This window comes from Reyranella sp. CPCC 100927 (genome assembly GCF_007859315.1).
In the GTDB taxonomy this organism is placed as follows: domain Bacteria; phylum Pseudomonadota; class Alphaproteobacteria; order Reyranellales; family Reyranellaceae; genus Vineibacter.
This window is the reverse complement of sequence record NZ_VOHA01000021.1, coordinates 28,429-47,148: the sequence shown is the minus strand read 5'-3', so window position 1 is coordinate 47,148 and position 18,720 is coordinate 28,429. Positions and strand designations below refer to the sequence as shown.

17 protein-coding genes are annotated in these 18,720 nt (G+C 67.1%); 4 read left to right on the top strand and 13 right to left on the bottom strand.

The genetic code is table 11. The annotated features are described in order from the left end of the window. Positions 1-126 precede the first annotated feature (126 nt). Together FQU96_RS33600 and FQU96_RS33595 are read right to left on the bottom strand one after the other, a co-directional pair. A complete protein-coding gene (locus FQU96_RS33600; protein ID WP_146545773.1) occupies positions 127-606 on the bottom strand; it encodes an NUDIX domain-containing protein in 480 nt (159 codons plus the stop codon). Next, positions 607-1,365, bottom strand: coding sequence for an arylesterase (locus tag FQU96_RS33595; protein ID WP_370461634.1), 759 nt, complete (start codon positions 1,363-1,365; stop codon positions 607-609). Positions 1,366-1,395: 30 nt separating this feature from the next. Here FQU96_RS33595 and FQU96_RS33590 point away from each other — a divergent pair, with 30 nt between their 5' ends. Both FQU96_RS33590 and FQU96_RS33585 read left to right on the top strand, forming a co-directional pair. After that, complete coding sequence (locus FQU96_RS33590) at positions 1,396-2,073, top strand: ABC transporter ATP-binding protein (protein WP_146545854.1); 678 nt, start codon at positions 1,396-1,398, stop codon at positions 2,071-2,073. Positions 2,074-2,098: 25 nt separating this feature from the next. After that, a complete protein-coding gene (locus FQU96_RS33585; RefSeq protein WP_146545772.1) occupies positions 2,099-4,687 on the top strand; it encodes an ABC transporter permease in 2,589 nt (862 codons plus the stop codon). 13 nt (positions 4,688-4,700) lie between these two features. On the opposite strand, the gene FQU96_RS33580 is transcribed toward FQU96_RS33585, so the two are convergent. The 5 genes from FQU96_RS33580 to FQU96_RS33560 form a co-directional block, all read right to left on the bottom strand. Further along, positions 4,701-5,897, bottom strand: a complete 1,197-nt coding sequence (locus tag FQU96_RS33580) for a CaiB/BaiF CoA-transferase family protein (protein ID WP_178130869.1) — start codon at positions 5,895-5,897, stop codon at positions 4,701-4,703. A 48-nt stretch (positions 5,898-5,945) separates the two neighbouring features. Further along, positions 5,946-6,395 (bottom strand): Zn-ribbon domain-containing OB-fold protein, encoded by a 450-nt coding sequence (locus FQU96_RS33575; RefSeq protein ID WP_146545770.1) that lies wholly within the window; start codon positions 6,393-6,395, stop codon positions 5,946-5,948. Continuing rightward, entirely contained in the window at positions 6,395-7,576 is a 1,182-nt protein-coding gene (locus FQU96_RS33570; protein WP_146545769.1) for an acetyl-CoA acetyltransferase, read from the bottom strand. The genes FQU96_RS33575 and FQU96_RS33570 overlap by 1 nt, the downstream gene beginning before the upstream one ends. Positions 7,577-7,644: 68 nt before the next feature. Then, entirely contained in the window at positions 7,645-8,799 is a 1,155-nt protein-coding gene (locus FQU96_RS33565; protein WP_146545768.1) for a CaiB/BaiF CoA-transferase family protein, read from the bottom strand. 124 nt (positions 8,800-8,923) lie between these two features. Further along, positions 8,924-10,123 (bottom strand): amidohydrolase family protein, encoded by a 1,200-nt coding sequence (locus tag FQU96_RS33560; RefSeq protein ID WP_146545767.1) that lies wholly within the window; start codon positions 10,121-10,123, stop codon positions 8,924-8,926. Positions 10,124-10,201: 78 nt separating this feature from the next. On the opposite strand from FQU96_RS33560, the gene FQU96_RS33555 reads away from it, so the two are divergent. Beyond that, a complete protein-coding gene (locus FQU96_RS33555) occupies positions 10,202-11,020 on the top strand; it encodes an IclR family transcriptional regulator (RefSeq protein WP_146545766.1) in 819 nt (272 codons plus the stop codon). Positions 11,021-11,098: 78 nt separating this feature from the next. On the opposite strand, the gene FQU96_RS33550 is transcribed toward FQU96_RS33555, so the two are convergent. The 6 genes from FQU96_RS33550 to FQU96_RS33525 are packed head-to-tail and all read right to left on the bottom strand — an operon-like array spanning position 11,099 to position 17,811. Continuing rightward, positions 11,099-11,905, bottom strand: a complete 807-nt coding sequence (locus tag FQU96_RS33550; RefSeq protein WP_146545765.1) for an enoyl-CoA hydratase-related protein — start codon at positions 11,903-11,905, stop codon at positions 11,099-11,101. A 22-nt stretch (positions 11,906-11,927) separates the two neighbouring features. Further along, positions 11,928-13,004 (bottom strand): acyl-CoA dehydrogenase family protein, encoded by a 1,077-nt coding sequence (locus FQU96_RS33545; protein ID WP_146545764.1) that lies wholly within the window; start codon positions 13,002-13,004, stop codon positions 11,928-11,930. 4 nt (positions 13,005-13,008) lie between these two features. Next, positions 13,009-14,145, bottom strand: coding sequence for an acyl-CoA dehydrogenase family protein (locus FQU96_RS33540; RefSeq protein WP_218574982.1), 1,137 nt, complete (start codon positions 14,143-14,145; stop codon positions 13,009-13,011). A 58-nt stretch (positions 14,146-14,203) separates the two neighbouring features. Beyond that, positions 14,204-15,730, bottom strand: coding sequence for a class I adenylate-forming enzyme family protein (locus tag FQU96_RS33535; RefSeq protein ID WP_146545762.1), 1,527 nt, complete (start codon positions 15,728-15,730; stop codon positions 14,204-14,206). 22 nt (positions 15,731-15,752) lie between these two features. Then, the gene (locus FQU96_RS33530) at positions 15,753-16,760 is read right to left on the bottom strand and encodes a tripartite tricarboxylate transporter substrate binding protein (protein ID WP_146545761.1); all 1,008 of its coding nucleotides are present in this window, start codon (positions 16,758-16,760) and stop codon (positions 15,753-15,755) included. A 37-nt stretch (positions 16,761-16,797) separates the two neighbouring features. Continuing rightward, positions 16,798-17,811 carry a tripartite tricarboxylate transporter substrate binding protein gene (locus FQU96_RS33525; RefSeq protein WP_218574981.1) on the bottom strand — a complete coding sequence of 338 codons (1,014 nt, stop codon included), beginning with the start codon at positions 17,809-17,811 and terminating at the stop codon, positions 16,798-16,800. Between the two features lie 153 nt (positions 17,812-17,964). Between FQU96_RS33525 and FQU96_RS33520 the strand changes: the two genes are divergently transcribed. Continuing rightward, the gene (locus FQU96_RS33520; protein WP_146545760.1) at positions 17,965-18,705 is read left to right on the top strand and encodes an IclR family transcriptional regulator; all 741 of its coding nucleotides are present in this window, start codon (positions 17,965-17,967) and stop codon (positions 18,703-18,705) included. Positions 18,706-18,720: the final 15 nt, after the last annotated feature.

Here is an 18,720-nt window from a genome sequence, read left to right as displayed (position 1 = left end):
GTGCCTCATCCATCTGGACCAAATGACGTCGAACGCGCCGCCTATCGGACGAAAGGTCGGTCATGTCTCACGGTATCTGCGCACCACATGACAAACGCATGAAGGACGTTACGGTGAGCAAACGATTTATGGTGTCTTCATGCTCCAAAGGTGCATCAACTGATCCAGCAGCGGTTTCTGGCCCTTGAGGATCTTGGTCTGCGCAACCGGCACGGTGAACCACGCGACTCTGTCGATTTCCGGCACGTCCTGAAACTTTCCCGATCGCGGTGGCCATTCGAGTTGGAACGTGTTGCTGCGAAAGCCGCTGACATCGAGATCGCAGTCGACGGCCCAGGCCGCGACGACCTTGCCACCAGGTTGTTTGACCGGCGTCAGCTCGATGAAATCGCCATCCGGCTGCAGGCCTGTTTCCTCGACGAATTCGCGCCGGGCGGCAGCGAAGACAGCCTCGCCCGGCTCGCACAGGCCCTTGGGAATCGACCAGGCACCGTCATCCTTCCTGGCCCAGAACGGCCCGCCGGGATGTGCCAGCAGAACTTCCGGCGCATCGTTCACGTGCCGGAACACCAGCAGGCCGGCGCTGAGCTTGGACGGCGACGGCATCTATCCGTTCGGCTTCTTCATGTCGTCCAGCACCTTGGTGACCGCCGGTGCCAGGTGCGCCACGACGGTGTCGACGCCTTTGGCGTTGGGGTGAATGCCGTCGGCCTGGTTGAGCTCCGGCATCATCGCCACGCCATCGAGCAGGAACGGCAGCAGGGCGACGCCATGCTTCGCGGCCAGCCGTTCGTAGAGACCGTCGAACTTGGCGACGTACTCCGGTCCGTAATTGCGCGGCGCCTTCATGCCGCAGAGCAGGACCACGGCACCAGCGGCCTTGGTCCGCGTGATGATCGCATCGATGTTCTTTTCGGTGTCATCGGGGTTCAGCCCGCGCAGTGCGTCATTGGCGCCCAGCGCCACGATCACCAGCTTCGGCTTGTCACCCAGGGTCCAGTCCAGCCGCGCCAGGCCGCCGGCCGAGGTGTCGCCCGACACGCCATGGTTGGCGACCGACACGTCGCGGCCGGCCGCCTTCAGCGCCTGCTCCAGCTTGGTGGGCAGCGCCTGCTCGGGCGGCAGGCCGAAACCGGCCGTAAGACTGTCGCCCAGCATGGCAATCCGCACCGTCTGGGCATGGGCCGCTGTCACGCTGGCGCAAAGCAACGCCGCAATCAGCCAGAAGTGCCGAAAAGCAAGGCTTAATTCCTTACCCCACGATCTCGTGAGGCGGGCGGGGCCGTTGACCCGGTCGGCGAAATCGCCATATCCCTGGTTCATGGCCGCCAAAACACCTGAATCGTCCGCGAGCCTGCTGCTCATGATGTGTCCGCCGTCGAAAGCCGCCGCCGCATGATCCGCCTGCGCGACGTACACCTAGACATGGCGAGCGCCGCCGGCACGGTCAACATCTTGCGCGGGATCGACCTGGATGTCCCGACCGGCGGCAGCACGGCCCTGGTCGGCCCCTCAGGCGCCGGCAAATCGAGCCTGATGATGGTGGTGGGCGGCCTGGAACGGGCCACATCGGGCACCATCGAGGTCGCCGGCATCACCCTGCAGAACCTGTCCGACGATGCGCTGGCCCGCTTCCGCCGCGACAATCTCGGTATCGTGTTCCAGGGCTTCCACCTGATCCCCACCATGACGGCCACCGAGAACGTCGCCCTGCCGCTGGAGTTCGCCGGCGTGGCCGATGCGTTCGCACGCGCCGAGGCGGCCCTGGGCGAGGTCGGGCTGGGCCACCGCCTGACGCATTACCCGGCGCAGCTATCGGGTGGCGAACAGCAGCGCGTGGCCGTGGCGCGCGCCTTCGCCACGCGGCCCAAGCTGCTGCTGGCCGACGAACCGACCGGCAACCTGGATGGCGCCACCGGCCGGCAGGTGATGTCCCTGTTGTTCGACCTGACGCGCAACGCCGGCGCCACGCTGCTGCTGATCACGCACGACACCACCATCGCCGAGCAGTGCGACCGCGTGATCCACATCACCGACGGCCTGATCGCGGCGGACACGGCCGCCGCAGCGTGATGCGACCTGGACGAGATCACGCCCTATGACGCCGCCATCCCTCGCCCTGGAGCGCACCGAAGCACCGCAGCGAGCCGTCTCGGGCGCCGGTTCCTCCTGGTCACTGGCGGCGCGCATTGCCGTGCGCGAACTGCGCACGGGTCTGGCCGGCTTCCGCTTGTTCCTCGCCTGCCTGGCGCTGGGCGTGGCAGCGATCGCCGGCATCCTGTCGATCTCGCGTGCGGTCGAGGAAGGACTGCGCGCCGATGCACGCCTGCTGCTGGGCGGCGATGTTGCCATCACGCAATCCTACCGCCCGGTGACCGCCGAGCAGCGCACTGCCATCGGCGAACGCGCCGCGCAGGTCGCCGATTGGGTCGAAATGCGCGGCATGGCACGCGCCGACACGCCGAATGCACGGCCGACCCTGGTGCAGATCAAGGCCGTCGACGGCGCCTACCCGCTGGCCGGCACGCTGGAGCTGACGGGTGGCGGCGACCTGCAGGCGCTGCTGCAGCCGCGCAACGGCGTCTATGGTGCCGTGGTCGAGGAGATCGGCCTGCGCCGGCTCGGCATCGCGGTGGGCGACGACATCCGCGTCGGCGACGCGACGCTGCAGGTGCGCGGCGTCATCGCGCGCGAACCGGACCGCGGCCTGGGCGTGTTCGGCATCGGCCCGCGCCTGATGATCGCCCGCGACGCCCTGCCGGCCACCGGGCTGCTGCAGCCGGGCAGCCTGATGACTTACGAATACCGCGTGATGATGCCGGCCGGGCTGCCCTACCGCACCTGGATCAGCGACCTGCAACGGCGCTTCCCCGAAGCCGGCTGGCGGGTACGCGGGCTGAACGACGCCGGCAACGGCCTGCGCACCTGGGTCGACCGCCTGACGCAATATCTGGCGCTGATCGGACTGGCGGCGCTGCTGGTGGGCGGCGTCGGTGTCGGCAACGCGGTCGACAGCTTCCTGCGCACGCGGTCGCGCACCATCGCCATCCTGAAATGCCTGGGCGCGCCGGCCGGCCTGATCACGCGCACGTATTTCCTGCAGCTGGGCATTCTCGCCGCCATCGGTGTCGCGATCGGTCTGGTGGTGGGCGCGCTGCTGCCGTTCGCGGCGCAGAGCGTGATGGGCGACCTGCTGCCGGTGCGGGCACGGGTTGCGCTCTACGCCCAGCCACTGGCCAGCGCCGCGATCTTCGGCCTGCTGGTGGCCCTGCTGTTCGCGTTGTGGCCACTGATGCGCGCGCGCCAGGTGCCGGCCTCGACCCTGATGCGCGGTGCGGTGGCGACCGACGATCCCAGCCTGCGGCTGCGCGATGCCATCACCATCCTGCTGGTGGTCGGCCTGCTGGCCGCCTTCACCGTGCTCACGGCGCCGGACCGGCGCATCGCGCTGTGGTTCGTGGCCGGTGCGCTGGGGGCGTTCATCGCCTTTCCGCTGCTGGCGCGGCTGGTGATGATGCTGGCGCGCCTGGCCGGCCGGCCGCGCTCGGCAAGCCTGCGCCTGGCGTTGGCCAACATCCACCGGCCGGGTTCGCCGACACCCACGGTCATGCTGTCACTGGGCCTGGGGTTGACCGTGCTGGTGGCGACAGCGCTGATCGAGGGCAACCTGCAGAACCAGATCGGCAAGCGGCTGCCCAAGGACGCGCCGGCGTTCTTCGTCGTCGACCTGCAGCCCGACCAGGTTCAGCGCTTCCGCGACGACCTGACCGCCCAGCACGTGCAGCGCGTCGATCAGGTGCCGATGCTGCGCGGCCGCATCTCCAGGATCGCCGGCAAACCGGTGCGCGAGCTGGCCATCCCGCAGAACGCCCGCTGGGCGGTCGAGAGCGACCGCGGCCTGACCTACGCCGCGACCTTGCCCGAGGGCAGCCAGGTGGTGGCCGGCAAATGGTGGCCGGCGGACTACAGCGGCCCGGCCTTGATCAGTTTCGATGCCGAGCTGGCGCGTGCCTTCGGCATCGGCGTCGGCGACACCATCACCGTCAACATCCTGGGCCGCGATGTCGATGCCACGATCGCCAACCTCAGGCGCATCGACTGGGGCACGCTGGCGATGAACTTCACGTTCATCTTCGCGCCTGGCACCTTGGAGAAGGCACCGCAGACATTCCTCGCCACCGTCTATGCCAAGGGCGACACCGAGGAAGCGGCCTACAAGGCGATCACCGACGAATTCACCAACGTCACCGTCGTGCGGGTGAAGGACGCGCTCGAGATCGCGGCCCAGATCCTGGGCAACATCGGCCTGGCGGCGCGCGTGGTGGGCGTGGTCGGCATTGTCGCCGGCCTGCTGGTGCTGGCCGGCGCCATGCTGGCGACGCAGCGGCGGCGCGTGCACGACACCGTCGTCATGAAGGTGCTGGGCGCCACCAGCGGGCGGGTGCTGCGCGTCTTCACCTATGAGTTCGCCGCGTTGGGCCTGGTCACGGCACTGGCTGCCACCGGCGTGGGGGCGCTGGCAGCCTGGCTGGTGGTGCGCTTCGTGATGGCGCTGGACTGGACCTTTCAACCCGAGGTCGCCATCATCACGGCCTTCGGCGCCATGATCCTGACCTTGGCCTTCGGCCTCGCCGGCGCGTTCAGTGCGCTGCGCCAGCGCCCACTGGGACTGCTGCGCAACGAGTAGATCGCCAACGCCGTCAGATCTGCCGCGGTCCCGAGACGACCCCCTTGGCCGCGAGATCCGATATCTCCTCGGCGCTGTAACCGTGCTCACGAAGGACCACATCCGTGTGCTGGCCGCACACGGGTGCCGTGGCGCCAGGCGTGCCGTCGGTGGGCATCGTGGCGCCCGGCACGATCGGCATCGGCACGGGCTGCGCCAAGCCAGGCTGGTTCAGCCAGTGAATCAGATCGGTGGCCTGAACCTGCGGTTGGGCGAGGAATTCGGCGTAGCTGTTCAGGCGCTCGTGCATGAGGCGCGCCGCCGTGAACCGCTCGGCCCAATGGGCACTTGGCCTGGCGGCAATGGCCGGCCGCATGATCGCGTAAAGCGCCACGTCATTGCCCGAACGCGCCGACGGGGTCGCAAAGCGTTCGTCCGTCGCGAGCTGCGGCAGGTCCATGGCGCCGCAAAGCGCCTGCCATTCGCGGTCGTTGATGGCGACGATCGACATCCAGCCGTCGGCGGTCTTGAAGACGCCGCCGGGTACGGCGCCCGGCCGCATGGTGCCGCCTTCCAGATGGCAGGCGATCAGGCGGACCGACTGCAGTGCCGCAGCCGCCTGCATCAGGCTGACCTCGATGAAGCGACCGTGCGTTTCGTCACGCCGCGCATAGAGCGCGGCCGATACCGCCTGGAAGGCATAGAGTGCCGTCGACATGTCGACGACGATCACAGGGACACGATGCGGAAGACCGTCCTCGCCGCGGTTCTCCGCCATCATGCCGGTGTAAGCCTGCAGCACCGGGTCGGTCGCCGGCCGCTCGGCCAGCGGGCCGGTCTGGCCGAAGCCGGAGATCGAGACGTAGAGCAAGCGCGGCTCGCGCGCCGCCACGGTCTCGTAGTCGAAGCCCAGCCGCTTGATCACACCGGGCCGAAAACCTTCGAGGAAGACATCGGCGTCGCGCAACAACCGCCACAGCACATCGCGACCCGACGGCGCCTTGAGATTGAGCGCAACGCTGCGCTTACCGAGATTGCCGACGATCGAATACACCGAGTGATTGCCATAGCGCACGCCCAGTCCACGTGCCCAGTCACCACCCCCGTCGATCGATTCGACTTTGATGACGTTCGCACCCTGCTGCGCCAGCATCATCGCGCAATAGGGACCGGCGATACCTTGGCTCAAGTCGACGACCTTGAGTCCGGCGAACGGTGCAGCGTAACTCAACGATGCCTCCAGCGGGGGCCCAACGGCATGGGACGGCGGTTATTGGGCTTACGTTGTCGCGTGGCGCCACTGCACCAGCGTGTAGCTTGGCTTGGCATCGTCATGGGGCTCGAACACGGCCTCGACCTCGGCACCGATGCGCACCGCCTGCTTCGGATCGCCCAGCAGGTTGCCCAGCATGCGGATGCCGCCAGCCTGCCGCAGCTCGACCAGGACCACGATATAGGGCCCCTGCTCCTTCAGTGCCGGGTGCACCGGATGCCACGGCCGTTCCCAGCTATAGATGCGACCACGGCCTTCGACCTCTTGCCAGCCGACATCGAACGACAGGCACTTGTGGCAGATCCACTCCGGGCCCCACTGCCAGGTACCGCAGGCTTTGCAGCGCTGCACCATCAGCACGCCACGCCGCGTGGCTTCCCAGTAGGGCGCGTCCAGCCCGTCATTCTCGGCCACCGGCGCCGGCAGGCCCGGGCGGAGATAGGTTGCGGTGGTCATCACAAGGTCTCCGCGCTGCCCAGGATCATGCTCGATACCGGCGTCACCATCGGGCCGGAGATCACCATCGATACGTGCGGGTCGGGCACCTGCGCCGTCGACTGGCCGCGCAGCTGGCGCACCGCCTCGACCTGCAGTTCCAGCCCGTGCATGTAGCACTCGGCAAGATTGCCGCCGCTGGTGTTGAGCGGCAATTTGCCCGACGGCGCCATCAGGTTCTCCGGCACCAGGAAATCGTTGGCTTCCTCGGCGGTGAAGAAGCCATGCTCGACCAGGCTCATCAGCACACCGCCGGTGAAGTTCTCGTAAGCCTGCAGCACATCGACATCGGACGGCTTCACTTTGGCCATGGCGTAGAGCCGCGGCGCCAGGGTCGTGAAGCTTGATGTGGCATAGAGCGGCGCATTGTGGCCGCGCGCGCCATTGCGATACTCCGAGCCTTGAACCGAGCCCAGCAGGTAGGCGGGCTTATGCGGGAAATCGCGGGCCCGCTCGGCCGGCACGATGATCAGCGCCGCGGCACCATCGTTTTCCATGCAGCAGTCGTAGAGCCGCCACGGTTCGACGATCCAGCGCGCCGCATCATAAGCTTCCGCCGTCAGCGGCTTGCCATGCATCACCGCGCGCGGATTGCGCTGTGCATGCGCATAACAGGCAAGCGCGATGGCACGCTGCGCGCCCGGCCCGATCCTGTTGTCATGGAGGAAGCGCATGGCCCGCATCGCGAAGCGCTGGGCCGGCGACATCACCCCGTACGGCGCATTCAGCGCTGCCTCACCCGAGGCGGCACCGCCCGGAGCCGCAGCACCGAAGCGCTGGAACTGACCCTGGGCAAGCGCGCGATAGACGACGACGCAATCGGCCATGCCGGCGGCCACGGCCGCGGCGGCATTACCGACAGCGCCGGCACCGCCACCGCCACCGCCGCCCCACATCATGTTGGAGAAGCGCAGCTCGGGCAGGCCCAGCGCCGCGGCCAACCGCGATGGCTCGTTGCGGTCGTTGCTGTAGGAGGCAAAGCCGTCGATCTTGCGCGGATCGATACCGGCGTCACTGCAGGCGGCAAGAATCGCCTTCAGCGCCAGCACGAACTCAGGATCAGGCGACTTGCCATGCTTGTAATAGGGTGTTTCGCCAATACCAACGATGGCCACCTTGCCGCGCAGCGTCCGCTCGGTCATGGCTCCTCCTGCATGTTCGGGTTTTTCCGGGAACCGCGCTGCTACCGCGGCGCGGTTCCCTGCATTGCTCACGCCTGCGGTCCGACGACACCCGCCTTGGTCAATTCGGTGATCTCGGCGGCCGAGAAACCGTGTTCGCCCAGGACCTCGGCCGTGTTGCTGCCGCGTTTGGGGGCCGGGCCCTGCACCGCCTCCCGGGTGCGGCTGAAGCGCGGCGCCGGCGCCGGCTGCATGAAGCCCGCCACGTCGACATAGGCATTGCGTGCCTTGGCGGCGGGATGATGCGGCGCCTCGCTCATGGTCAGTATCGGCGCAAAGCAGACGTCGGTGCCCTCCATGAGAGCGCACCACTCATCACGCGTCTTGGTCTTGAAGATCGCTTCCAGCTTCGCCTTCATCTGCGGCCATGCCTTGCGGTCGTGCTGGGCGGGCAATTCCTGGCCCTTCAGGCCGGTCTTCTCCAGCAGCAGGTCGTAGAACTGCGGCTCGATCGACCCGATCGAGACGTACTTGCCGTCCTTGGTCTCGTAGGTGTCGTAGAAATGCGCGCCGCCATCGATCAGATTGACTTCACGCTCCTTGTCGTTCCACAGGCCGGCGCCGTTCATGCCGAAGATCGCGCCCAGCAGCAGTGCCGCACCATCGACCATGGCGGCATCGACCACCTGGCCCTTGCCCGATTTCTGTGCCTCGAGCAGGCCGCACACCATGCCGAACGCCAGCAGCATGCCGCCGCCGCCGAAATCGCCCACCAGGTTCAGCGGTGGCGGCGGCTTCTGTCCCTTGCGGCCGATGGCATGCAGGGCGCCGGTGAGCGCGATGTAGTTCTGGTCATGGCCGGCCGCCTTGGCCAGTGGCCCGTCCTGACCCCAACCGGTCATGCGGCCATAGACCAGTTTCGGATTGCGCTTGAGGCAGGCATCAGGGCCGATACCCAGGCGCTCGGCAACGCCGGGCCGAAATGGCTCCATCAACCCGTCGGCCTTTTCGCACAGCCGCAGCACCACCTCGGCGCCCTCCGGCTTCTGCAGATTGACCGAGATGGATCGGCGGCTGCGGCCGTGCACGTTGAACTTGGGATCGGCGAACCGGTCCATGACGTTGCTGGTCCGATCGACGCGAATGACGTTGGCGCCCATGTCGCCCAGCATCATGGCGGTCATCGGTCCCGGGCCGATGCCCGCCACTTCGATCAACGTGTAGCCTGTCAGCGGCCCCGGCATTGCTGTCTCCTGGTGTCTGCACATCTTGATTGGAAGCGAAGCGATCGACGTCACGTGCGCTGCCGCCAGCGCAGATGGGCTCCCCCCGCTGCGCGCGACGACAGGCCGACTGGGCGCCGGCGCGTTACACCCGATACCGGGCCGGAACGTCGATCTTGAGGAAGCGCGCGGCGTTGAGGCCAAGGATCTTCGCCCGCGTGTCGTCCGGCAGTCCGCCCATCGTGCGCTCGATCGCTTCCGCGGAATGCGGCCACGTACCCTCGTGGTGCGGATAGTCGTTGGCCCACATGAAGTTGTCGGCAAGCCCATGCGAGTCGGCGAGGTCAAGGCCCGACTGGTCTTCCTGGAACGAGGCAAAGCCGTGAGTTCGGTAATAGTCGCTGGGCAGGCCCTGCAACTTGGGCCGCACCCAGAAATGATGCTTGCGATAGGATTCGTCCATGGCATCCAGCAGCCACGGAATCCAACCGATGCCGGCCTCGATGGTGGCAAAGCGCAGTCCCTTGAAACGCTCCAGCACACCCGAAGCGCAGAGATTGGCCACCGGCTCGACGCTGGGCGCCATGCCGTGCGACACGTAGTTGATGATGGCGCCGCCGTTGCCGCGCGAGGCGCGCGGGTCCCGCCCCGTCGAGACGTGGAACGTGATCGGCAGGTCGGCATCCTGGATCGCCGCCCACAGCGGGTCGAAGTGCGGCAGGTTGTAGTTGACGTGGCCGACGTCATGGGAGCCCCAGACGGGCTTGCACGGCAACGTCAGGCAGCGAACGCCGAGCTTCGCCAGGCGCTGCACCTCGGCGATCGAGCCTTCCAGATCGCCGGTCGCGATCGCCGCGGCGATGACGATGCGGTCCTTGTGGGCGCCGAACATCTCCCACGCCCAGTCATTCCACGCCCGGCATTGCGCCATCGCGAACGCCGCATCCGGCGTCGCCCACATGGCCAGTCCCTTGTTGGGGAACATCAACTCGACATCGATACCGTCACGATCGTGATCGGCGATGCGGCCGGCAGCCTGGGCGCCAACCTTGGTGCGCAGCAGGTCCTCGCCTTCCATTTCGGTGATGCGCAGCCGGTCAGGCCGATGACCCTCGGTGATGCGCCACTGCACGCCGTCCTTGTCAGTGACCACGCGCGGCAGACGCTCGTGATACTTCTTGTCCATCCGCTTGAGCCACAGGTCGACCGGTTCGTTCACGTGGCAGTCGGCTGAAACCATGAAGTACTTGCCGGCCGCACCCGGCCGTGCCGTCCGCGACCAGCCGGCGACACCCGGCGTTTCAAGGCGCCAGCGGTTCGGTTCATTAACGACCATCTGATTCATGCTTCCCTCCGCGCACCGTGTGACTTGACACTGTTCCGATATCGGAATATCGTTCTTGTAACGGAAGGATGCCGACTCATGGCCCGGAGCGCAACCCAAACTGCCGGCGCCTTGCGCATGCCGGATATGACGCCGCGCGCGCCCTCGCGCGTCATGGCGGTTATCGAAGCGTTGGCGCGTGAACCCGACGGGCTGTCGCTGGCCGCCTTGAGCCGCAAGCTCGACCTGCCCAAAACAAGCCTGTTCAGTCTGCTGCGCGCGCTGGAGAGCGACAGCTACGTGGTGAACGCACACGGGCTCTACCGCCTGGGGATGGCCTCGATCAGGCTGGGCTCGACGATCAGCGGCGGCGTGCCGCAGTTCCGCAAGATCGGTGCGCTGCTGCCGGCGCTCGCAACGCGGACCGGCGAAACCGTGATGCTGGCGGTACCGACGGAGGACGGCAAAGAAGCGTTCTACGTCGATCTTGTCGAAGGACCGCAGGCGGTCCGCTATGTGTCGACGGCCGGCGCGCGACGGCCGCTCTACTGCACGGCGGCCGGCCGCGTGATGCTCGCCTTTTGCGATCCGGCCTTCACGCGAACCTACCTCGCCAACACGCGTCTGACGGCCTTCACGCCGCAGACGACGACCGACAAGGACACGCTGCGCAAACTGATAGAAGACGCCAGGCGGCGCGGCGTTGCCGAGAGCCGTGACCAGGTCAGTGTCGGAGTCTGGGGGTTCGGCGCGCCGGTCTTCGACGCCGACCGCATCCTGGTGGCGGCCGTGATGATCGCGGCACCGACTGACCGCGCCAAGCAGAGCCATCAGCACCTCGCGGCCTGCGTTCTCAGCGCGGGCGAGGAGATGTCCCGCATGCTGGGACTCGTCGGCCCATACATCGAAACCCGTTGAGTTCGGCTCCGGCGATCGCTGAAGGGATGGACCGGACTGTCGCGGCGAACAGACGCAGGCCTTCCACCCCGTTCCTGTTTATGTGCCGTTGAAGAACGGCACCCGCTTTTCCAGCGCGGCCAGCATGCCCTCGCGATTGTCTTCGGTCGTATGACAGACGGTCATCAGAGCAGCGGCCATCTCCAGGTGGCTATCGATCCGCTGGTGACGGCCTTCGCGCAGCAATCGCTTGGTCATCCGCAACGCTTGTGGTGCGTTGCGCGCGATGCGCCCCGCCAGACCCTTGGCCGTGTCCATGAGGGACTGCGGCGACACGACTTTCGATACCAGGCCGAGACGCAGCGCCTCCTCGGCATCGATCGGATCGCCTGTGAACGCCATTTCGGCGTAGCGCGACGCGCCGATCACACGCGGGATGTACCAGGCACCCCCGTCACCCGAAACGACGCCCAGTCGCACGAAGACCTCGCAGAAGACGGCCGTGGTGCTGGCGAGCCGGATGTCGCACATGCAGGCGATATCGCAGCCGGCACCATAGGCCGGCCCATTCACGGCGGCGATGATTGGGATCTCGATCTTCTCGAGGATTAGCGGAATGCGCTGAATGCCGCCGCGATAGAACGCCATGACATCGAGCGGCCGCTTGCTCCAGATTCCGTGTTCGCCCGTCATCTGCTTGAGATCGGCACCAGCGGAAAAAGCCGATCCGGCACCGGTGAGGATCGCCACGCGAGCCGCGCCGTCCGCGCCAAGGCGAACCAGCGCGGCGGCCAGCGCTTCGATCAGGCCGCCGTCGTACAGGGCGTTGCGCGTGCGCGGCTCGTTGAGCGTTATCGTGACGATGTGCCCGTCGCGCGCGTAGAGAACAAGGTCTTCACGGGTCATGCACGCTTCCTTCCGCAGGATCTCAGGCGACGTCGCGCGTCCTGTCGCCGGCCGCGGTGATCATCGGCCACAATCCGCCCGGACCCTGCCGCGCCGCCAGCCCACCCAGCACCACCATCCAGTCGCGGTCCGAGCCGAATTCGTCGCGCCACGACCACAGTCGGCGGGTAAAAAGCTGCAGCGGGTACTCGTCCGTAAAGCCCATCGCGCCATGGATCTGGTGCGCGAGGCGCGATGCGATCCCTGCGGCACGGCCGGCGCGGGCCTTGGCAGATGCAACTGCAGCCCGCTGATGCGCACCGCCCTGAATGCGCCCCGCCAGCGTCACCATCGCGCGGGTCGCCGTGACCTCAGCCGCAAGGATCGCCAGGTTCTGCTGCACCGCTTGAAACGCGCCGATCGGCCGGCCGAACTGTTTGCGGTCCTTGGCATACTGCACCGAAAGATCGAGAGCACTCTGGAGTGCACCGGCCATCATGGCGGCCCGGCCAAGCGCGCCGCGTTCCCATAGCACCTCTTGCGACGCGGTATCCGGCAGGCGGTGTACGTCCGCTGCCGGCACGGGCACGCCATCGAGCTGAACGGTATCGCGCGGCTCCCCGGCCATGTTGACCGACGGGACCAGCGTGCAGTCAGCCGCGCCCACCGGCGCGATGACCGGGCCGTCGGCGCCCGTCGCGACGATCAACAATCGGTCACCGATACGCGCAAACGGCACCTTGTCGGTTCGCCCCGAAAGCAACCATGACGCCCCCGCCCTGACGGCGGTCATGCCGATCGAAGGGCTGGTCGACACCATCAGCACGCCGTCTGCCGCCGGCAATCCCACGTGCTGAGCGAGCCATTGTCCGATCATCACCGTTTCGAGGAACGGGACGGTCGCTGCGTGACGTCCGAGCTGATAGAGGATGGCCAGTTGGTCAGCAAGCGCCTGATCCGGGTCGAAATTACCGATGTCGGTCAGGCCGAGCGCCGCGAGTTCATGCCACAGCCCGCGATTCCACCCTTCCGCGCGCTCGGCCGCCTGGACGTCCGCCGGGCCCGATTTCGCCGTCAGCAGGCGGGCCAATGTGTCGGTCAGCATCGTGTCGGTGCTCATCGGATCACCTCAGCCCCAGGTCGCGGGCCACAATGCCGCGCAGGATTTCGTTGGCGCCACCGCGCAGGGTGTAGCCCGGCGACTGCAGGATGGCCTGCGCCAGCAGCGACTGGGCGGAATCGGCGGACGACAAGCTCGGCTCGGCGGCGATGAAGGCACGCAACCGCTCCGGCACGTCACCCTCGAAGCGGGTCCCCAGGTCCTTCACCATCGCCGCTTCCGCATTGGTCGACTGCCCGTGCTCGAGCATATCGGCGACATCCATCGACATCGCACGCAGCGCCCACAGCTGGGACGTGAGATCACCGATCGCGCAGAGCATCTCGTCGTTCGCCGATCCGCCGGCGGCGCCGGTAACGTGCGACAGCAGCGGGAACGTGCTCAGGAACCGTTCCGGGCCGCTGCGTTCCAGTGCCAACTCGGCGCTGATCTGCGCCCAGGCACCGCCGACCTCGCCCAGGACGTCATCGTCGGAGACCTCGACATCATCCAGAAACACCTGGTTGAAGTGATGGCCGCCGGTCAGAAGCCGGATCGGGCGGACCCGCACGTGGGGATTGGGCAGCTTGATGATGAACTGCGTCAACCCGCCGTGACGTTGCGCGTCAGCGTCACCGGTCCGACAGAGCGCGATCAGGTAGTGGGCGTGGTGCGCGAAACTGGTCCAGATCTTGCTGCCGGTGATGCGCCACCCCGTGTCCGTGCGTGTGGCGCGGGTGCGCACCGAGGCCAGATCGGAGCCGACATCCGGCTCGCTCAGGCCGATGGCGACAATGCATTCGCCGCGCGCGATCCCCGCCACCACCGTCTTCTTCTGCTGCTCGGTGCCGCAGCGCAGGATCATCGGTCCGACCTGCCGATCGTTGGTGTGATGGGCTGCGGTCGGCGCGCCCGCCGCCAGCAGTTCCTCGATCACGACGAAGCGCTCCAACTGCGAGCGCTCGTGGCCGCCGTAGGCCTTCGGCCATGTCATGCCGAGCCAGCCCCGGGTGCCCAGCCGTCGGGTGAACGCGGGATCGAACCCCGTCAGCCACGCATCGCATTGCGGCGTGATGGCACCGGAGCGGATCTCGTGGCGCAGAAAGTCACGGACTTCCTCGCGCAGGAGCCGGCATTGCTGGTCGATTTCAGAGGGGATCATCGTCATCGTCCGAGTTGGTTTCCTAGGGGATCAAGGATGATCACACGGTCCAGCGCTTTCATAGATGGGGCGCCTCGGCCCGGCCCAGGACAAACTCACGCAAGTCGCCCTTGACCACCTTGCCTGTCAGGTTGCGGGGCAGCGCCGGCAGGAAGACGAACTTGCGCGGCACCTGGAACCGACTGAGGTGCTGGGCGCAGAAGCCGGCGAAGTCGATCTCAGCACCCGCGACGGCGGGCTTGAGCACGATGGCGGCACAGATCATCTCGCCCCAGGCGCGATCCGGCAGCCCGACACAGGCGACTTCGGCCACGGCCGGATGGCGCGCGATGACATCCTCGACATCGGCGGCAGGAACATTGATGCCGCCGGTCTTGATGATGTCGCGCTTGCGACCGACCAGAAACAGGAAGCCCTCGTCGTCGAAGCGCCCGAGATCCCCGACACTCACCATGTCGCCGCGCCGGGTCTGTGCGGTGAGTTCCGGCTCGTTCAGATATTCATCGTACTGCGAGGCACCGCGCACACAGATTTCGCCGACCGCGCCGGGCGCGACATCCTGCCCTTCGTCGTCGAGCAGTCGCACTTCCGAGCCGAAGAACGTGCGGCCGATGCCGCTTGCGGTCTGATCGCGCAGGATATCGTGCCCCTTGAGGTTGGCGTATGGGCCCGACTCGGTCGAGGCGGCATAGGTGCTCAGCACATGGCCCAGCCTGTCGACCACTGCCGCGCGCGTTTCGTACGGCAGCGCGCCGGCAGCATTCTGGATCAGGCGCAGCGACGGGCAGCGCAGCCGGGCGAAGCCTTCATAGTCCACCAGCCGTTGCACCAGGGTCGGAATCATGAAGGTGGAACTGATGCCTTCATTCTCGAGCAGATCGGCGACACGTCGTTCATCGAAGTCCGGCTCCAGATACAGCGTCGCACCGAGATAGAGCGGCAGGAGGCTGTAACCGTAGCCATAGGACAGGCACAGCGGCATGACGCCGAGCGTGCGGTCCTCCGGCGCGAACCCCTGCTCGATCGCGCGCGCGCTCAGCCCCCAGCGCGACCGGAGCGCCCCCTTGGGCCGGCCTGTCGTGCCCGACGTGTGCAACAGCGCCAGGTTCGTTGCGCTCTGCCAATCGAACGCCAGCGGGCGCGCATCGGCCATCAGCGTATCGATCGCGGGCGGCATTGCCGTGGATGTCGCCGGGCCGATCGACAGCAGGCGCGCCTGTGGCAACGCCTGCGACAGCAGATCGGCATGCCCACCGTAGCCTGGCCCCAGCACGACCACCTTGGCAGCGCTGTTGCGGGCGATGAAGGCGATGTCGTCGTCCTTGAGACGATAATTGATCGGGGCGGGGCTGGCGCCCAGCCCGAGCGCGGCGAACATCACTGCCAGCATGTCGGGATGATTCTCCGACAGGAGACTGACCCGGTCGCCGGCGCCCACGCCCTGTGCCGCCAGCAGCGCGCCCAGCCGCGCCACGCGGTCGTAGAACTGCGTATACGTCCACGCCTGGCCGGCGAATACGACGGCGGGCTTGCGGGGATAGCGGCGCGCGTTCAGGAACAGTGCGCGCGTATAGAGCATGTCCATGTGATCCTCACGCGCGATGGCGTCAATCGAGCCTGGCACCCGACTGTTCGATGATCGTCTTCCACTTGTCGTGCTCGGACTGGATGAACGCGGCGAAGGCGGCGCTGTCCAGGTTGAACGCGTTGCCGCCGAGCCTGCGGATGGTCGCGACCACGTCAGGCTCCTGCAGCGTGCGACTGACCTCGGCCTGCAGGCGATCGACGACCGGCCTGGGCGTGCCGGCGGGAACGAACATCCCCAGCCATGCGATGGCCTGCACGTCGGGGTAGCCGGCCTCCACCATGGTCGGCACGTCGGGCAGCAGGGGCTCGCGGACGGGGCCGGTGACGGCCAGCGCACGCAGATTGCCGGCCTGGATGTAGGGCAGCGTCGACGCCGGGAAATCGAGGCTGAGATCGACTTGGCCGCTCAGCAGGTCGGTCAGAGCCGGCGTGCTGCCCTTGTACGGCACGTGCAGGAGCTTGATGCCGGCAGCCCGCTGGAACAGCTCCGACATCAGGTGGCTCGACGTACCGTTGCCCGCCGATGCCATCGACAGCTTGCCGGGATTCTGTCGGGCGTAGGCAACGAGGTCCTTGAGGGTGCGATAGGGCCGATCGGCTTTCAGGACCAGGCCGGTGGAGATCGACAGCAGCGTATGGACCGGAATGAAGTCCTTGGTCGGATCGAATTTCAGGGACTTGTAGAGGTATTGGTTGGCGACGTGCGTGCCCTGCGTGCCCATCAGCAGGGTGTAGCCATCCGGTGCCGCCCGCGCGACGAACTCCGTCGCCAGGTTGCCGCCGGCACCGCCCCGGTTGTCGACCAGCACGCGCTGGCCCAGCCGCTCCGACAGCCGGTCCGCCAGCACGCGTCCAAGCTGGTCGGTGAGGCCGCCCGGCGGCGCCGGAATGACGAACGTCACCGGCTTGGCGGGATACGGCCCCTCGGCGGCAGCCGGCGCTGAAACAGCGGCTCCAGCGATCGCGGCGACCAACGCGGACACGACACCTGCGGCGCGCCGACAGAGCGCGGCAACGAGACGATGCATTTCTTTCCCCCTTGTGATGGCTGCTGCTGTTTGCGGCTCAATCGAGCCGGGCACCCGAACGTTCGATGATCGCTTTCCACTTGCCGTGCTCGGCCTGCGTAAAGGCGGTGAACGCCTGGCCGCCGATGTTGAACGGCGTGCCGCCGAACTTGCGGATCGCCTCGAGCACGCTGGCCTCCTGCAGCGCGCGGGCGGTCTCCGCCTGCAGGCGCGCGACGACCGGTGCCGGCGTGCCGGCCGGCGCGAACAATCCGATCCAGGCCACCGCCTCGGCCTGCGGGTAGCCCAGCTCGGCAATTGTCGGCACGTCGGGCAGCGTGGGCAGCCGCGTCGGTCCAGTGACTGCGAGCGCGCGCAGCTTGCCGGCCTGGATGTGCCCCAAGGTCGTGACCGCGAAATCAAAGCTGAGATCGACCTGGCCACCCAGCAGGTCGGCGATGGCGGGTGCGCTGCCCTTGTAGGGCACGTGCAGGAACTTCACCCCGGCCGCGGTCTGGAACAACTCGCCCACCAGATGGGTCGATGTGCCGTTGCCGGCGGACGCCATCGACAGCTTGCCGGGATTCTTCTTCGCCTCCTCGATGAGGTCCTTGATCGACCGGTACGGCCGCTCGCTGTTCACGACCAGCACGGTCGAGATCGAGATCAGGGCCTGGATCGCCACGAAGTCCTTGGCCGGATCGAACCGCAGGGATTTGTAGAGATACGGGTTGGACACCTGCGTGCCCTGGGTGCCCACCAGCACCGTGTAGCCGTCGGGCGACGATCGGGCGACGAACTCGGCCCCCAGGTTGCCGCCGGCACCGCCGCGGTTGTCGATCAGGACCCGCTGGCCCAGCCGCTCCGATACCCGGTCGCCGATGATGCGCGCCACCTGATCGGTGATTCCGCCCGGTGGCGCCGGCACGACGAAGGTCACCGGTTTGGCCGGAAACGCGTCCTGGCTCCAGGCCGGTGCGCCGGCCGCACCGGCAAGTGCCGCCGCCAGCATCGCCATGACGATGCCCGACCGAACCTTGACCCGGCAGGTTACCGCCTTGATTCCATGCATGTTTCCATCCCCGTTTCGATGATCCGTCCGCGCTTGCCGCCGAAATCAGGTTGACTACTCCGATATATCGGAATATTATACGGCTAATCGGATTCATTGCCCTAATTGGCGCCGACGTCAAGAGGGCGGTGACGCAGCCATCGAAGGACAGCCATGCCGACCCTGATTCCAGCGGCCAGCCGTGCGCTCGCAGTGTTCGAGGTGTTCGCGCGCGAGAAGCGCGAGCTGTCCAATTCGGACATGGCCCGGCTGCTGTCCGTCGCAGACAGCAGTTGCTCGGACCTGCTGCACACCCTGCATTCGCTGGGCTACCTGATGCGCACGTCGCGGACGCGGCGCTTCTATCCGACCGGACGCCTGCACGAGATCGCTCGCCAGATCGCCGAGAATGACCCTCTCACCACGGTCGGACGCGAAGCGGTGGAACTCCTGGCCGAGCGGGCGAACGAGAGCGCCTCGTTCGGCATTCTCGACGTCACGGCGGTGAAGGTGGTGGCGGCTCAGCCGAGCAAGCACCCGTTGCGCTACATCTTCGATGTCGGCGAGCGGGTCGCGCTGCATGCCTCTGCCTTGGGCAAAGCCCTGCTGGCGCTGCTGCCGCCCGAAGAGGCGCGGACCGCACTGCAGCGACGACCGCTGCGTCAGGTCACGCCGCAGACGATCACGAACATCGACCAGATCCTTGCCCAGCTCGAGCAGGGCCGTGAGCGCGGCTGGTACGAGACCCGCGGTGAAGGCACCGAAGGCGTCACGGCGCTGGCCGTCTCGGGCCGGCTGGGCGGCCAGCCGGTTTCGATGTCGCTGGTCGGCCCCACCGAGCGCATGGAGCGCAACCGCGAGGCCTACCTGCAGATCCTGCAGGACGTGCGCCGCACGATGCTGGCGGACGACTGACACGCATCGCCATCA

What these genes read in the sequence shown, in the direction of transcription:
- FQU96_RS33540 (WP_218574982.1), bottom strand. Translation starts at nt 14,145, where the DNA reads ATGATCCCCTCTGAAATCGACCAGCAATGCCGGCTCCTGCGCGAGGAA.
- FQU96_RS33555 (WP_146545766.1), top strand. Translation starts at nt 10,202, where the DNA reads ATGGCCCGGAGCGCAACCCAAACTGCCGGCGCCTTGCGCATGCCGGAT.
- FQU96_RS33520 (WP_146545760.1), top strand. Translation starts at nt 17,965, where the DNA reads ATGCCGACCCTGATTCCAGCGGCCAGCCGTGCGCTCGCAGTGTTCGAG.
- FQU96_RS33590 (WP_146545854.1), top strand. Translation starts at nt 1,396, where the DNA reads ATGATCCGCCTGCGCGACGTACACCTAGACATGGCGAGCGCCGCCGGC.
- FQU96_RS33525 (WP_218574981.1), bottom strand. Translation starts at nt 17,811, where the DNA reads ATGCATGGAATCAAGGCGGTAACCTGCCGGGTCAAGGTTCGGTCGGGC.
- FQU96_RS33545 (WP_146545764.1), bottom strand. Translation starts at nt 13,004, where the DNA reads ATGAGCACCGACACGATGCTGACCGACACATTGGCCCGCCTGCTGACG.
- FQU96_RS33595 (WP_370461634.1), bottom strand. Translation starts at nt 1,365, where the DNA reads ATGAGCAGCAGGCTCGCGGACGATTCAGGTGTTTTGGCGGCCATGAAC.
- FQU96_RS33530 (WP_146545761.1), bottom strand. Translation starts at nt 16,760, where the DNA reads ATGCATCGTCTCGTTGCCGCGCTCTGTCGGCGCGCCGCAGGTGTCGTG.
- FQU96_RS33560 (WP_146545767.1), bottom strand. Translation starts at nt 10,123, where the DNA reads ATGAATCAGATGGTCGTTAATGAACCGAACCGCTGGCGCCTTGAAACG.
- FQU96_RS33565 (WP_146545768.1), bottom strand. Translation starts at nt 8,799, where the DNA reads ATGCCGGGGCCGCTGACAGGCTACACGTTGATCGAAGTGGCGGGCATC.
- FQU96_RS33585 (WP_146545772.1), top strand. Translation starts at nt 2,099, where the DNA reads ATGACGCCGCCATCCCTCGCCCTGGAGCGCACCGAAGCACCGCAGCGA.
- FQU96_RS33570 (WP_146545769.1), bottom strand. Translation starts at nt 7,576, where the DNA reads ATGACCGAGCGGACGCTGCGCGGCAAGGTGGCCATCGTTGGTATTGGC.
- FQU96_RS33535 (WP_146545762.1), bottom strand. Translation starts at nt 15,730, where the DNA reads ATGGACATGCTCTATACGCGCGCACTGTTCCTGAACGCGCGCCGCTAT.
- FQU96_RS33575 (WP_146545770.1), bottom strand. Translation starts at nt 6,395, where the DNA reads ATGACCACCGCAACCTATCTCCGCCCGGGCCTGCCGGCGCCGGTGGCC.
- FQU96_RS33550 (WP_146545765.1), bottom strand. Translation starts at nt 11,905, where the DNA reads ATGACCCGTGAAGACCTTGTTCTCTACGCGCGCGACGGGCACATCGTC.
- FQU96_RS33600 (WP_146545773.1), bottom strand. Translation starts at nt 606, where the DNA reads ATGCCGTCGCCGTCCAAGCTCAGCGCCGGCCTGCTGGTGTTCCGGCAC.